The organism is Vibrio sp. B1-2 (genome assembly GCF_963888445.1).
GTDB classification, from domain to species: Bacteria; Pseudomonadota; Gammaproteobacteria; order Enterobacterales; family Vibrionaceae; genus Vibrio; species Vibrio anguillarum.
In genome coordinates this window covers 84,330-100,048 of the sequence record NZ_CAWPJH010000007.1, presented here as the reverse complement: position 1 = coordinate 100,048, position 15,719 = coordinate 84,330, and the positions used below count along the sequence as shown (strand labels likewise).

The window sequence follows — 15,719 nt, the reverse complement described above, 5'->3', positions numbered from 1 at the left end:
TCATTAATTATGTTTAGAGCTTGAGAAACATCCATAAAAAAATCCAAGTGCATTAAATACACTTGGATTTTGACAGCTCTGAAGGATCGTTCAACCGATCACTTTGGCCTTAACTGATCGGCATTAAGACAGTTGTCTGGCCTTTTTATTTAAAAATTGCTATTAAGCGAGAACCATATTTGGTTCAGCAAACGCCACTGGAGAGCCAACTTCTTCTTCAAAAGTAGCCCATTCCCACGCCTCTTGGTCGGCTAAGACCGCACGCAGTAGCTGGTTATTTAAACCATGGCCTGATTTATAAGCACGGAACTCACCCACAATGGAATGACCACACATGTACAAGTCACCAATGGCATCCAATACTTTATGAGTGACAAACTCATTGGCAAAACGCAAACCTTCTTCATTAAGAATACGGTATTCATCTAATACGATGGCGCAATCAAAGCTACCACCTAAACAGAGGTTTTGCGATTGTAGGTACTCAATGTCACGCATGAAACCAAAAGTACGAGCTCTTGAAATTTCTTTGACGAAACCTTGCGAGGAAAAATCAAACACCATGCGTTGTTCATCAGAATCGATAGCGGGATGTTGAAAGTCAATCTCAAAATCCATACGAAAACCGTTATGGGGTACAAGTTCCGCCCACTTATCACCATCTTCAAATCGAACTGGTTTCTTAATTCGAATAAAACGTTTTGGTGTATTCAGCGTTTGAATGCCTGCTTGTTGTAGCAAGTAAACAAATGGGCTAGCACTACCATCCATAATAGGAATTTCAGGTGCGTCAACTTCGATGATAACGTTGTCGATTCCCATGCCCGCTAATGCTGCATTTAAGTGCTCAACAGTAGAGATACGAATACCTTCATCGTTGACCAAAGCAGTACATAGCATGGTATCGCGAACAGATTCAGGGTCCGCAGGGAAGTCTACTGGAGGATTGACATCAGTACGGCGGTAAATGATCCCAGTGTTTGCAGCAGCAGGGCGAAGCGTTAATGTGACTTTACGACCAGAGTGTAAGCCCACCCCAGTTGTTTTCACTATTTCTTTCAGAGTTCGTTGTCTGATCATCTACTTGCCTCTATGTCAGTGCGACAAAACACGGTCGGTAAAGCACCGACCGCGAATGCTACCATAATTTTGAACAGTGTCAAATTATGTCTAATTGTTAATCAGCCTGACGACGTAAAAATGCTGGGATATCAAGATATCCATTTTCCTTATCTGCTTTCGGTGCCGTATTTTGGCTTGCACCGGAAGAAGATGAAACAGTTGACGACGATGCTGATTGCGGTTTCACTTCTGCTCTTTCTTGCAAAGGCTGTGCCGTTTTTTCTTCGATTTTCGCTGCTTGTTGAACCATTTGTGGTTGAACTGCTGGTGCGACTTTGGCTTTACCGCCTGCAACTAAAGTAATGTCTGGCTTTTTTTCATTGCCAATACCCGTTGCAACGACAGTCACGCGAATTTCGTCTGCCATATCAGGATCTAACGAAGTACCGATGACAACTGTCGCATTGTCAGACGCAAACGCCTTAACAGTATTGCCGACGGTTTCAAATTCGTCTAGTCTCATATCCAAACCAGCAGTAATATTGACCAACACGCCACGAGCGCCTGCAAGATCAATATCTTCCAAAAGAGGGCTAGAAATTGCCATCTCTGCCGCTTCTTCAGCACGATCTTCGCCGCGAGCCACTCCACTACCCATCATCGCGTGGCCCATTTCTGACATCACAGTACGTACGTCAGCAAAGTCCACGTTAATCATGCCTGGGCGTGTAATTAGCTCTGCAATACCTTGCACTGCATTTTTAAGTACATCATTCGCACTCGCAAATGCTTCAAGTAAGGTAATACCACGGCCTAACACTTTCAGTAGTTTTTCATTAGGAATGGTAATCAAAGAGTCAACGTGTTTTGACAACTCTTCAATACCTTGCTCAGCAAATGCCAAACGTTTTTTTCCTTCAAAACTGAAAGGTTTCGTGACAACCGCTACGGTTAAGATACCCAGTTCTTTGGCAACTTCTGCAATAACAGGAGCAGCACCTGTACCTGTACCACCGCCCATACCAGCTGCGATAAACACCATATCGGCACCCATCAGAACTTCTTTAATTCTTTCTCTGTCTTCTAGAGCTGCATCACGTCCAACTTGCGGGTTTGCACCAGCACCCAAACCTTTAGTGATATCACCACCAATTTGAATGACGCTACTTACGCTTGTTTTACGAAGTGCTTGCGCATCGGTATTGACACTGATGAATTCCACGCCTTCGATGGACTCACGCACCATGTGTTCAACAGCGTTACCGCCACCACCACCAACTCCAACGACTTTAATTACAGCATCGTCAGACATTTCCATCATCGGTTCAAACATGTGTTATCTCCGTTTTCCCTGCAACTCAGGTTAAAACTCTTTTTGTATCCAGTTACGCAAACGACCAATTAAGCTCGACATGGATTGGCGTTTCGGTTCGCTGTATTCCGTGTCGTCATTAATTTGGCTCTCTTTCGCATAATGAAGTAAACCAACCGCCGTAGAATGATACGGCTCTTTTACGTAATCTGTAAGGCCACTCACCTCTAAAGGCTTGCCTACGCGAACTTGATTGCGGAAAACGCGTTCCGCACACTCAACCAAACCTTCAATTTGCGCAGCGCCGCCAGTTAAAACAACACCAGCCGCTAAATGGTGTTTAATACCATTTTTGCGCAATTTGTCTTGGACAGTATCTATAGTTTGGTTAACTAATCCCATTAATTCAGTGTAGCGAGGTTCAATCACTTCCGACAAGGTTTGTCTTTGCAAACTTCGCGAAGGTCTTCCTCCTACACTTGGGACGTTAACGGTATCATCCTTGCTTACCAATTCACTCAGCGCACAGCCATATTTTACTTTAATCTCTTCAGCATCACTGACTGGAGTGCCAAATGCAAAAGCAATATCACTGGTTACTGCGTTTCCTGCATAAGAAAACACTTCAGTATGTCGTAACGCACCACCGGTCCAGATAGCAACATCCATAGTGCCTGCGCCTATATCAATTACGCACACACCTAACTCTCGCTCATCTTCCGTAATAACTGCATTACTTGCCGCTAAACCAGAGTAAACCAGTTGTTCAACTTTTAAACCACAGCGTTCTACCGCTTTGATAATATTTCTCGCCATATCATTATGACAAGAAATAAGATGCACGCTCACTTCCATGCGCACACCTGATAAACCAAGCGGGTTTTTAATTCCCTCTTGGTAATCAATCGTAAATTCTTGAGGAATGACGTGCAATATTCTTTGCTCTTCCCCAATTTTTATTGATTTGGCGGTATGAATCGCTCGATCCATATCTTCTTGAGAAACTTCTTCATCCGAAATAGTTCCCATGCCTTTTTCAATACGGCTCGCAATATGTCGCCCAGATAGAGAGAGAAACACATTACTAATTTGGCATTCCGCCATTAATTCTGCTTGGTCAACCGCTCTTTGGACAGACTTAACGACCGATTCAAGATCATTAACTCCCCCTTTATCCATCCCACGGGATGGGCTCGTACCAGCGCCAATAATATTAATTTGACCGTCAGGCAGTATTTCACCGACTAAAGCTGACACGGTGGCTGTGCCTATATCAAGACCAACAATAATGTTGTCATCAGCGGTCTTAGTCATTTTTACTCTCTTGTGCTTCTTGTTCAGGGAACCAACCTACTGCGGCTCCTGTATCATATCTAAGATCGATATAGCTAACTTGTTCAGCTTTATTACCTAAATTCTTATACAGCGAAATAAAACGTGCAACTCGCTCATCTAGTGATTCTTTACCTAACTCTAAGCGGATGCCATTATCTAAAATTATTTGCCACGCTCGACGATCGTTGAGTAACAGTGACGATATATTTAAGTTTAATGATTGAAACTTAGGGTTCGTTTTATTCCAAACATCCAGTACTTCGTGACTGGTTCCTTGCGGGCCATAAAGTTTCACTCTATCGCCGTTCAATTGACCAATATCACCATTAAATACCGTGCCATATCCGTCTAACAAAGCGTTGCCATTCCAAATCGCTACCGCTCTATACTCTGTCAGAAACACTTTTATTGTGTCAGGCCATTGTTTACGAATCGATGCATGGGCCACCCACGGGATGACCTGTACACTCGATTGAAGTACGTTAATATCTTGCGACATGAAAGTACCGATATGATCCAACTGAGCAAAAGCGCGCTGCACATCTAGCGAAGATACGTATTGCAAGTCACCTTGTAGAACAATTTTTGAAAGCGGTAGCCTCTGTTCGTCCCACATCCAACTGAGTGTTGAATAAATGAGTGAACTTATCAGCAACAACACCACAAATAAAAAAATAGCGCCAGCGGCGTGATCTTTTATGAGTGGCGAACGGGACACAGCTCGGCTTTCATCGAACACATTCATTAACAAAGCCTGATGTTCCTGTTTCTAAATCGCAATCGCATGCCCTATTTGGTTCACAATAGAGGTAAAAGCACTGACTTTAACCTCCGGATTATACTGAGGTCGCTGAAAGTATCAAACATTGAAAGTAATAAATCTGGACTGGATACCATGTTATTCAATATTGATACACAAATAAGCCATTTAAATTAAACCTGTTGCATTTTACTGATATTCAGTTCGAGTCCCGCTAAATGTTTCGCTACCTTGCCGATATCCCCAGCACCTTGCGTCAGCACGAGGTCACCATCTTGTAATACATTAGCCAGAATCGAAGGCAGTATGGTGCTGTCGGGAACAAAAATAGGATCAATTTTACCGCGACTGCGTATCGTTCGGCACAACGATCGACCATCGGCTCCCGCAATCGGCTTTTCTCCTGCGGCATAGACATCGAGCATGATCAGCACATCGACTTGCTCCAGTACATTGGCAAAATCATCATACAGATCGCGAGTTCGACTGTAGCGATGAGGTTGGAAAATCATCACTAGTCGTTTTTCTTGCCAACCACTACGCGCCGCCTTAATAGTCACGCCCACCTCGGTCGGATGATGACCATAATCATCAACGAGCATCGCAACCCCATTGCCCGTATCAAACTCGCCCAGATGATCAAAACGACGTCCCGTACCTTGGGTGCTAGCCATCGCTTTTAAAATAGCTTCATCGCTGATGTCGTCTTCCGTTGCCACTGCAATAGCCGCGGAGGCATTAAGCGCATTATGACGACCTGGAATATTAAGCGTGATATCCAGATTGGCTCGTCCCTGTCTGACGACCGTAAACTGGCCTTGTTGCCCCTGCTGATGGTAATTCTCAATCCTGACATCTGCATCATCGGCAAAACCGTAGGTGATCACTTGACGGCTGATACGTGGGATGATTTCACGCACAACAGGATCATCAATACATAATATCGCCTGACCATAAAATGGCAGGTTGTGTAAGAAATCGATGAAGGTCTGTTTGAGCGTTTCAAAATCACCGCCATACGTATCCATGTGATCAGCTTCGATGTTGGTCACGATACTAACCATAGGCTGAAGATGAAGGAATGAAGCATCACTTTCGTCAGCTTCAGCAATCAAAATCCGACTTGAACCCAAACGCGCATTGGTGCCAGCGCTTTTGAGTAACCCGCCATTAACAAACGTGGGATCTAAACCAGCCTCAGAATAAATTTGCGTAACCAATGCCGTAGTCGTTGTTTTACCATGCGTACCAGCCACCGCAATGCCATGACGAAAACGCATTAATTCCGCCAACATTTCTGCACGACGAACAATAGGAATGCGTCGCTCACGCGCCGCTTTCAGTTCAGGATTTAGCTCATCGATTGCAGTAGAGACTACCACCACGCTGGCGTGTTCAATATTAGTGGCTTGATGACCGATATAAATGATAGCCCCTTTATTTGCCAATCTTTCAGTCACAGGGTTGGAAGCGAGATCTGAGCCGGTAATTTGGTAGCCTTCATTGAGCAATACTTCTGCAATTCCGCTCATTCCCGCCCCACCAATACCGACAAAGTGAATACACTTGACGCGGCGCATCTCTGGCACCATGGCACGGATTTGAGCTAAATCTTGAGTATGTTTAATGGTCATGAAAAATTTCTCGTTATTGGGTAAGTGCGATGATAGCGTCGGCAACGACTTTATCAGCATCCAGTTGTGCGGCTGCACGCGCTTGTTGCGCCATCAACAGCAGATCATGACGCTCAAGAGAAGCAATCTCTTGCGCTAGTTTTTCTACTGTGAGCTGCGGCTGTTCAATCATTTTGGCCGCACCACAAGCGACTAAGTGATCCGCGTTAAGCGCTTGCTGTCGGTCTTTATGCATAAAAGGGATAAATATAGCGCCAACACCGGCCGCTGCCACTTCAGAAACCGTTAATGCTCCCGAGCGGCACACCAGTAAATCAGCCCACGCATAAGCGCCAGCCACATCCTCAATGAACTCGGTAACGTGTGCATTTTTGATCTGAAGCGCGCGATAAGCTTGCTCAACCGACTGTTGATTATTCTTGCCTGCTTGATGGCAAACTTGGTAATTATCGCCAAGCACAGCTAGCACATCAGGCAAAGTTCGGTTGAGAATCTGCGCACCTTGGCTGCCGCCCATCACGAGAATGCGGATCGGTTCATTTCGCTCAGCAAAGCGTACTTGCGGTGCGGGTAATGTAGCGACATCTTGACGTACAGGGTTACCTACGACTTGTGCCTCAGTAAAGGCACCGGGGAAGGCTTGAAATACGCGTTTGGCAATTTTCGAAAGCCAACGGTTGGTTAACCCTGCTACGGCATTTTGCTCGTGAAGCACAACGGGAATTCCCATAGACCACGCTGCCACGCCACCGGGGCCACTGACGTATCCGCCCATGCCGAGCACCGCATCAGGTTGCCACTGCTTCAAATAACGACGCGCTTGAAAAATCGCGTTCACAATTTGAAAAGGCGCTTTCAGCAAACGCCCTATGCCTTGGCCACGTAAACCTTTGACCTGAATAAAATCGATCTCAATACCATGTTTAGGCACTAATTCTGCTTCCATCCGATCCGCAGTCCCTAGCCAGCGGATCTGCCAACCTTGCTGTTGGAGCTGTTTAGCCACAGCGAGACCGGGAAAAACATGTCCCCCCGTGCCACCAGCCATAACCATTAAACGTTTATTGTTTATCATTGGATTCTTTTTCTATAGACACTCGATTGCGATCTTTGAGTCGACATTCATGGTCAATTCTCAATAAGATCGACACCGCAACCGACATAATAATTAAGCTTGAACCGCCGTAACTGATCAAGGGCAGCGTTAGGCCCTTAGTCGGCACCATACCCGCTGCAGCACCCACATTGACGAGTGTTTGGAATGCAAACCAAATTCCAATACCAAAGGCCAAATAGCCACCAAATTGCTGATCATGCTCAAAGGCTTTTTTACCGATAAACACTGCTTTAAGCACCAGACTAAAAATCAGCAATAGAACCAGTACAACGCCAACAAAACCGAGCTCTTCAGCCAGCACTGCAAATACGAAATCAGTGTGCGCTTCAGGTAAGTACTCTAGCTTTTGAATCGAGTTACCAAGCCCTTGACCAAACCACTCTCCACGACCAAAGGCCATCAAAGATTGAGTCAATTGATAACCGCTGCCAAACGGGTCTTCCCACGGGTCAAGAAATGAAGTTACACGGCGAATACGGTAAGGCTCTGCCGCAATCAGTGCGATTACCGCAACAATTCCAGCCACCATGAGCGCAATAAATTGTGACAGTTTGGCCCCAGCAATAAACAGCATACCAAACAGAGTCACCAGCATCACAACCACGGTTCCCAAATCTGGCTGACCAAGTAGCAAGATAGCCAAGGTTCCAAACACCATAATCGGTTTCATGAAACCACCAAAAAAGGTTTGCCTCACTTCATCTTGTTTACGAACTAAGTAACCAGCCATGAAAATAAACAGTGACAGTTTCGCGACCTCCGCAGGTTGCAGGTTAAATAACCCCAAAGGGATCCAACGCGAGGCACCATTGACCGATTTGCCCGCGAGCAAAACCACAATCAGCAGCATAAAAGAGACGCCAAGTAGCACCGAGCTGTATTGCATCCAACGTTTCATTGGCACTTGCAACACCACACTCGATGTCACGATGGCCAGCATCAAGAAAATGGCGTGACGAAACATAAAGTGAAACGGTTGATCCGTTAAACGCGAACTGATAGGAAACGAAGCCGATGTCACCATCACAAGCCCAGTAAGCATCAAACCTAAAGCAATCCATACCAATTGACGATCAAACAAGGCTTCAGGCGCTTGGCTCTGAAACCATTGACGAGTCATTTTGATGAGGCTTGAAAAGGACAAAATGCAATTTCCTGTTGATTAAGCGTAACGCTGCGCAAGCTCGGCAAAGGCGTCACCTCTGGCCATAAAGTTTTTAAACTGATCAAAACTGGCACAAGCAGGCGAAAGCATCACCATATCACCACGACGCAGCTGCGGTTTGATCGATACGATAATCTCTTCCATCGATGAATAAAACTGAGCCGATGGATGCAGTGGCATGAATTGCCCACCGTCAACGCCAAAACAGCACAGTTTTACGTTCAATGTTTTTAGTATCGGTGCTAATGGCGAGAAATCAGCGCCCTTGCCAACGCCCCCCACAAGCAGATACAAAGTCCCTTGGCAATTTAACCCCGACAACGCCGCTTGAGTGCTTGCGACATTGGTCGCTTTCGAGTCATTGACCCATTTTACGCCGTGATTATCAGCAACAACCTGACAACGATGTGTCAGCCCGCGGTAAGATTTCAATGCATCAAGCGCAGATGAGTAATCAACACCCGCCAAATCGAGCAGTGCGAGCACAGTGAGCACGTTGGCACTATTGTGTCGTCCCACTAAGCTGAGTTCCTCGCTTGCCAACAATGGCGTGCCTTTCGCCACTAAGAACGATTTGCCATCAATCATTTGCGTGCAATAGTCCGCGTCATGTTCAACGGAAAAACGTGCGATGTGACCTGAAAATGAGGGAGGTTCCGTCTGGCTATCATCGGCGTTCACGACCGCCGCTTGCGCATACTTAAAAATGCGCAATTTAGCTTGGCGATACGATTCCATACCATCGTAGCGATCCATATGATCTTCAGTCAGATTGAGAAAGGCAGCAGAGACGAGTTTTAAACTTGAGGTCGTTTCCAGCTGGAAGCTTGAGAGCTCCAGCACATAAAGATCGGCCTCTTGCTGAAGTAGATCTAAAGCAGGCACACCAATATTGCCGCCAACGGCAACCTTAACCCCAGCAGCTTTAGCAAGTACTCCGGTTAAATCCGTCACAGTGCTCTTGCCGTTGGCTCCTGTGATAGCGATAACAGGCTTATCCACCTGCCAAGAAAAGAGCTCAATATCGCCCACCACGGGAATATGTCGTGCTAACGCCTGTTGAATCTCTGGCGTAGCTAAAGCAATACCCGGATTAGTAACAATCAGGTCAGCGTCAAATAGCCAAGCTTGGTTCCAGCCACCACAATGTAGCTCAACTTGCGAGCTTAAATGCTCTCGACCTGGCGGGTTTTCCCGTGTGTCGATCACCTTAATCGTGAGCGAGCGATCTAAGCTCAAAAGGTAGTTAACCACCGAGAGACCCGTCATACCCAGCCCCACGACCACCACATTATTAACAGTTTGCCAACGATCCATCTTCATTCCATTCAACACCGTTTTGCTCTATCACTAGCGCACTTTTAGTGTAGCCAAACCCACTAACACCAACACAATTGAGATAATCCAAAAACGGACGATCACGCGTGGTTCTGGCCAACCTTTCAATTCATAGTGGTGATGGATAGGGGCCATCCGGAAAATACGTTGACCACGCAATTTGTAGGAACCGACTTGTAAAATCACCGACAAGGTTTCCATCACAAACACGCCGCCCATGATCACTAACACAAACTCTTGACGAACCAACACTGCAATTGTACCGAGTGCACCGCCTAAAGCGAGTGAACCCACATCGCCCATAAAGACTTGCGCAGGATAAGTGTTGAACCACAGAAAACCTAAACCGGCCCCCACAATTGCAGTACATACCACCACCAACTCTGAGGCATAAGGAACATAAGGAATATGCAGATAACTGGCGAAATTGACGTTCCCAGTTGCCCATGCAATCACAGCAAAACCGGCAGCAACCAAAACAGTCGGCATGATGGCTAAACCGTCCAGACCATCGGTTAAGTTCACCGCGTTACTGGTTCCGACGATGACAAAATAGGTCAGCACAATGTAGAGCAAGCCCAGTTGCGGCATCACATCTTTAAAGAAAGGCACCACAAGCTGAGTAGCTGCGGTATCGTTGCCATGTGCATAGAGAGCAAACGCCACTATCAACGCAATGGCCGACTGCCAAAAGTATTTCCAGCGCGCGATCAATCCATCACTGTTTTTACGCACCACTTTGCGATAATCATCCACAAAACCGACGACGCCATAACCAAGCAGCACCGCGAGTACAGCCCACACGTAAGGGTTTGAGAGATCTGTCCACAGCAGTACGGTAGTAATGATAGAGGCGAGGATCATAACACCGCCCATGGTTGGCGTACCGCGCTTACTAAAATGTGATTCTGGACCGTCGTTCCGCACTACTTGACCAATTTGCAGTAGTTGCAAACGTTTAATCAAGCGCGGCCCCATCCATAACGACAGAGCAAGTGCGGTTAAAATACTGACGATGGCCCGAAATGAGAGATATTCGAACAGACGAAAAAAAGAGAAGTATGGCTGGAGTAGATCCGCGAGCCAAATAATCATGAGTATTTCTCCTTAAGAGCAGCCACAATTTTACTCATACCCGCACTGTTTGCACCTTTGACAAGTAAGGTATGAGACTCTTGATCGAATTGTGATAATTGCTGCTCGATATAAGCAATCATGTCCGCATGGCTTTCAAAATGGAGGCCATGGCATAGGTCACTGATCACTTTTGCATCGCGACCGTAAGTAAGGACATAGTCAAACTGGAATGGTGCAGCATGTTCACCGACTTGACGATGAAGTGCAAGGCTTTCATCGCCCAACTCAGCCATATTACCTAAAATTAACCAACGCCTTGCAGAGAAAGTGTTAAGTAGATCAACCGCCGCTTTCATCGCTGGAACACTGGCATTGTAACTGTCATCAATCAGTTTCACAGTCGTGCTCAATTGGGTGACATCAACACGCCCTTTCACCTGAGCTAGATTCGCAAGTCCGTACTGCACTTCTTCAAGATTCGCACCCAACTCAATGGCTAATGCCGCCGCCGCCAAGGCATTGGAAACGTTATGTTCACCCACAATATTGAGCCCAATGTCAATATGACCGACGGGTGTGATCATTTCAAACCGGGCTTCACCTTGTTCATTAAGCCTAATACCACGGGCGTAAAAATCTGCCATTTGACGGCTGGAAAAGGTTTTAACGGTTTTGTCCGCTAAAATAGCACTCCACCGCTCACCACCGTGGCTTTCTAAATTAATAATGGCTGTCGCACCTGAAGCAAGGCCTTGATAAATTTCACCTTTCGCCTGTTTTACACCCTCAATTGAGCCAAAACCTTCCAGATGCGCCGCGGCAACATTGTTCACTAATGCGACATCCGGCTTCACTAAAGAGGTGGTATAAGCAATTTCACCAATATGGTTCGCCCCTAACTCAATCACCGCATACGCATCATTAAGATCAGAGCGAAGCAGAGTGAGCGGCACGCCGATATCATTATTAAAATTGCCAGCAGTAAAGAGCACGCGCCCTTTGGCTGATAAAATATTTGCCACCATCTCTTTGACTGTGGTTTTACCGCAACTGCCTGTAATCGCAGCAGTCGGTGTTTGACACTGTTGGTGAACCCAAGCGCCAAGCTGGCCTAACGCCAGTTTGGTGTCGGTAACCACCAGTTGAGGAACCGAAACCGTCAAAGGGCGCTGAACCAATAACGCCTTTGCACCAGACGCAACCGCTTGTACAGCAAACTCATGAGCATCAAATTTATCACCGACCAAGGCAACAAAGAGCGCACCGGGTTTGATTTGACGTGTGTCGGTCGAGACCTCAGACACGGTGACATCACAACCAACCAATTGTGCATGCAAAACGTGCGTCAATTGCTGTAAAGAGACTTCTATCATGCACTTATCTCCAGTAAAGTTTGCACCGTTTCGCGATCCGAATAGTGGATAGTTTGATGAGCCATCACTTGATAATCTTCATGCCCTTTGCCTGCCAATAAAATGATGTCTTGCTGATCAGCATGTTGCAGGGCGTATTGCACGGCAGCGTAACGATTGTGTTCAACGTGTGCGCGACTTGCAAACTCAAGCCCTGCCACCATATCTTGCACAATGTCTGCCGGTTTTTCGCTACGAGGGTTATCGTCGGTCAAAATGACCTTATCGGCGCAGCGCTCTGCAATTTCGGCCATCATCGGGCGTTTGCCTTTATCACGGTCGCCACCACAACCAAAAATCGCCCATAGCTGACCTTGGCAATGAACGCGAAGTGCTAGTAGTGCTTTTTCCAAAGCATCAGGCGTGTGTGCATAATCGACGACGATCTTCGCACGATTTGGCGCTTGAAAGAGCTCCATTCGCCCTAAGACCGGCTGCAGTTGAGAAGCCGTTGTCATCAAGGCTTGCTTATCAAAACCTAAAGTCAGCATAGCGGCAAAAGCGAGTAGAAGATTGCTGGCGTTAAATTCGCCAATTAACGGCACGCTCAATTCACCTTGACCATAGTAGCCGTCGAAGGTTAATGAAATACCATTATCACTGTAAGAGACCGAGCTCGCCCACAGCGCTTTAGCGCATTGCGGTTGCTGCTTTAAAGAGACGGCAATCGGTGCTTTCAGCTGTGCTAACCAACTCGCACCCACCGCATCGTCGGCATTAATGACAGCGTGTTGGCAGTGATGAGCGGTAAATAAGGAGAGCTTTGCTTTGGCGTACTCTTCCATGGTGCCATGATAATCGAGATGATCGCGACTTAAGTTAGAAAACACGCCCACAGCAAACTTCAATGCTTGAACTCGCCCTTGAACTAATCCGTGCGAAGAGACTTCCAGAGCGGTATAGCGAGCGCCCTGCTGCGCTAATTGATAGAGTGTTTCTTGGACCTCAATGGCATTACCTGTGGTATTGGCGGCAGGCTGTAAATGGTTGAGAAAACCATTCCCCGTCGTACCCAGCACCGCCGCTTTCTCGCCCAACAAGTCAATCCACTGCGCGATTAATTGAGTAATGGTGGTTTTACCGTTGGTTCCCGTAACCCCAATCAACGTATTGGTCTTCGAACGATAAAGCCGCGATGCTAGTTGAGATAGATGTTGGTTTAGATCAGCAAGGTAAATCACTAACACGCCATTGACGGTTGTCATACTGCCATGCGGATGCTGCCCACACGCTTGAGCCAATACCAGATTCGCCCCAGCTTGAGTGGCGCTCTCAATAAACTGCCTTCCGTCGATGGCATGGCCGACCACTGCAATAAAGGTATCATTGGGTGATATTTTACGGCTATCGAGCACTAAACGAGTCACCGACAACGTTGAAATAGAATGGCCATCGAGGTCAAGCCAAGGGGCGATGAGATCTTGTAAACACATACTCGGCGTCATTGTGCTTCTCTCTTAATTATTTTTGGAATCGATTTTCATCAGGAGCGACATTGAGGATCTGCAACGCTCCTTTCATTATTTCGGCAAAGACAGGGCCGGCAACGGAGCCGCCATAATATAAGTCACCTTGAGGTTCATTCACCATCACCACTAACGAGACTCGAGGGTCGCTCACTGGAGCCACTCCTGCCGTGTAAGCAAAATATTCATCACCATAACCGCCGGCAATCGCTTTGCGCGAAGTGCCTGACTTGGCCGCAATACGATAGCCCGGAACCGCGGCTTGAGTTGCTGTGCCACCGGGTTGGGTAACGGTTTCTAACATTTCCAACACTTTCTTAGCATTAGTTTTATCAACCACTTGGCGTGATAAATCTTGCTGGTTGCTGTCAATAATATGGATTGGTTGGTACTGACCTAAATTGCCTAAAGTGGCATAAGCATGAGCCAACTGAATGGGAGTAATTGACAAACCATAGCCAAATGCCAAGGTGGCAATTTCAAACGGTGACCAACGGCGGCGATTCGGGAAAATACCCAAAGTCTCACCGACGAGGTTTAAACCGGACATTTCACCAAGCCCTACAGAGGTATACATACCTAATAGAGCTTCGAGAGGCATTTCAAGCGCCAGCTTAGCCACCCCGATGTTACTCGATTTTTTCAGAATTAAGGTTAAATCGGCTTTGCCGACTTTTGAGGTATCACGCACTCGACTGCCGCCGATTTGCATGATGCCATTCCCTGTATCAATCACCGTTTTGTCATTCGCAACGCCATTTTCAAGCGCGGCCAATACCACAAAAGGTTTGACAGTTGAGCCCGGTTCAAAGGCGTCCGTGATCACGCGGTTACGCATTTTAAAACTTTGCCAATCGGAACGATTATTGGGGTTGTATGAGGGGGCGTTAACCATCGCTAATACTGCACCCGTTTTCACGTCGAGCAAAATAGCCGATGCCGAAGTGGCACGATAGTCCGCCACAGCTTGCTTGACCGCACGAAAGGCGATCGCTTGCAAACGTTGGTCAATGGTCAACGCCAGTGGCTTGCCCTCTTCACGCTCTTCAAGCGAGATATTTTCCACCACTCGGCCATACCGATCTTTGCGGATCACCTGTTTGCCAGCTTCCCCCGTCAGCCATTTATCATAGCTGCGCTCAACCCCTTCTAAACCGTGGCCATCGATGCCCGTCACACCAATTAAGTGCGCACTCGCCTCACCGGCTGGATAGTAACGGCGAGATTCGGCCTTGAGCCCCACACCCACTAATTTAAGTTCGCGAATATAATTGGCCATTGCAGGGCTAACTTGACGCTGCAAATAGATAAAACGGCGGGTTTGGTTCTCTTCAATTTTTTTCAGCAGCTCACTGCGCTTAATGCCTAACACATCAGCCAGTGCGTACCAGCGTTCACGTTCAACTAAGCCGCCGGCTTTAAAAATAGCTACAGGATCAGCCCATACTGCATCGACAGGAACACTGACTGCGAGAGGTTCACCATTACGATCTGAAATGATTCCGCGTGCCGATGGCAAGGTTTTGGCTCGGACAGAGCGCATATCCCCTTCGCGGATCAAATTATCCGGTTCGATAATTTGGATGAAAGCAACGCGCCCAACCAATAAAGCGAAAGCAACGAATACAAAAAAGAGGATGAGATAGAATCGCCAACGGATCAAAATAGGAGATGTCGCTTTTTCTTGACGAGGTGCCGCTTGGGCTTTGTCTTTGTTTTTTTTCATTTGAGCGTAATCACCACTTCTTTATCAGAATCAGGTCGCTTCATTTCCAGCTCTTGTTTGGCAAGATTCTGCACGCGGCTATGTTCTGCGAGGGCCGTTTCCTCAAGAATGAGGTTACGCCATTCATTATCGAGCCGCTCGCGCTCAACTAAGGTTTGATCTTTTTCTGAAATCGCCTGCCTAGAATGGTGGGTAATAAACACCACTCCCATCGCACTGGCAAAAATTAACATTAACAAAATAAGCGGCACTCGACCCACCGTAAACAGGTCAAGTGCAATCAGTTTGGTTAAGTTAGGCGGCGACTTAGACATG

13 protein-coding genes are annotated in these 15,719 nt (G+C 46.8%); all 13 read right to left on the bottom strand.

What is annotated here, in order from left to right:
* Positions 1-162: 162 nt before the first annotated feature.
* Entirely contained in the window at positions 163-1,080 is a 918-nt protein-coding gene (gene lpxC, locus AACQ75_RS03925; RefSeq protein WP_010317993.1) for a UDP-3-O-acyl-N-acetylglucosamine deacetylase, read from the bottom strand.
* Between the two features lie 97 nt (positions 1,081-1,177).
* A complete protein-coding gene (ftsZ, locus tag AACQ75_RS03920; RefSeq protein WP_017042647.1) occupies positions 1,178-2,395 on the bottom strand; it encodes a cell division protein FtsZ in 1,218 nt (405 codons plus the stop codon).
* A gap of 30 nt (positions 2,396-2,425) precedes the next feature.
* Positions 2,426-3,688, bottom strand: a complete 1,263-nt coding sequence (gene ftsA / locus AACQ75_RS03915) for a cell division protein FtsA (RefSeq protein WP_010317995.1) — start codon at positions 3,686-3,688, stop codon at positions 2,426-2,428.
* Positions 3,681-4,454 carry a cell division protein FtsQ/DivIB gene (locus tag AACQ75_RS03910; RefSeq protein ID WP_088718004.1) on the bottom strand — a complete coding sequence of 258 codons (774 nt, stop codon included), beginning with the start codon at positions 4,452-4,454 and terminating at the stop codon, positions 3,681-3,683. The genes ftsA and AACQ75_RS03910 overlap by 8 nt, the downstream gene beginning before the upstream one ends.
* A gap of 188 nt (positions 4,455-4,642) precedes the next feature.
* A complete protein-coding gene (murC, locus tag AACQ75_RS03905) occupies positions 4,643-6,103 on the bottom strand; it encodes a UDP-N-acetylmuramate--L-alanine ligase (RefSeq protein ID WP_170889545.1) in 1,461 nt (486 codons plus the stop codon).
* Between the two features lie 13 nt (positions 6,104-6,116).
* The gene (gene murG, locus AACQ75_RS03900) at positions 6,117-7,178 is read right to left on the bottom strand and encodes an undecaprenyldiphospho-muramoylpentapeptide beta-N-acetylglucosaminyltransferase (RefSeq protein WP_017050453.1); all 1,062 of its coding nucleotides are present in this window, start codon (positions 7,176-7,178) and stop codon (positions 6,117-6,119) included.
* Positions 7,165-8,340, bottom strand: a complete 1,176-nt coding sequence (gene ftsW, locus AACQ75_RS03895; RefSeq protein ID WP_038148764.1) for a cell division protein FtsW — start codon at positions 8,338-8,340, stop codon at positions 7,165-7,167. The genes murG and ftsW overlap by 14 nt, the downstream gene beginning before the upstream one ends.
* Before the next feature lie 42 nt (positions 8,341-8,382).
* On the bottom strand, positions 8,383-9,720 hold the full coding sequence (gene murD / locus AACQ75_RS03890) for a UDP-N-acetylmuramoyl-L-alanine--D-glutamate ligase (RefSeq protein ID WP_094165107.1): 1,338 nt from the start codon (positions 9,718-9,720) through the stop codon (positions 8,383-8,385).
* Positions 9,721-9,735: 15 nt separating this feature from the next.
* Complete coding sequence (gene mraY / locus AACQ75_RS03885) at positions 9,736-10,818, bottom strand: phospho-N-acetylmuramoyl-pentapeptide-transferase (protein ID WP_013856079.1); 1,083 nt, start codon at positions 10,816-10,818, stop codon at positions 9,736-9,738.
* Positions 10,815-12,173, bottom strand: a complete 1,359-nt coding sequence (locus AACQ75_RS03880; RefSeq protein ID WP_170889540.1) for a UDP-N-acetylmuramoyl-tripeptide--D-alanyl-D-alanine ligase — start codon at positions 12,171-12,173, stop codon at positions 10,815-10,817. The genes mraY and AACQ75_RS03880 overlap by 4 nt, the downstream gene beginning before the upstream one ends.
* A complete protein-coding gene (gene murE, locus AACQ75_RS03875; protein ID WP_170889538.1) occupies positions 12,170-13,657 on the bottom strand; it encodes a UDP-N-acetylmuramoyl-L-alanyl-D-glutamate--2,6-diaminopimelate ligase in 1,488 nt (495 codons plus the stop codon). Before murE ends, AACQ75_RS03880 begins: the two co-directional genes overlap by 4 nt.
* Before the next feature lie 16 nt (positions 13,658-13,673).
* Entirely contained in the window at positions 13,674-15,404 is a 1,731-nt protein-coding gene (locus tag AACQ75_RS03870; RefSeq protein ID WP_170889536.1) for a penicillin-binding transpeptidase domain-containing protein, read from the bottom strand.
* Entirely contained in the window at positions 15,401-15,718 is a 318-nt protein-coding gene (gene ftsL / locus AACQ75_RS03865; RefSeq protein ID WP_010318013.1) for a cell division protein FtsL, read from the bottom strand. Before ftsL ends, AACQ75_RS03870 begins: the two co-directional genes overlap by 4 nt.
* Between the last annotated feature and the right edge of the window lies 1 nt (position 15,719).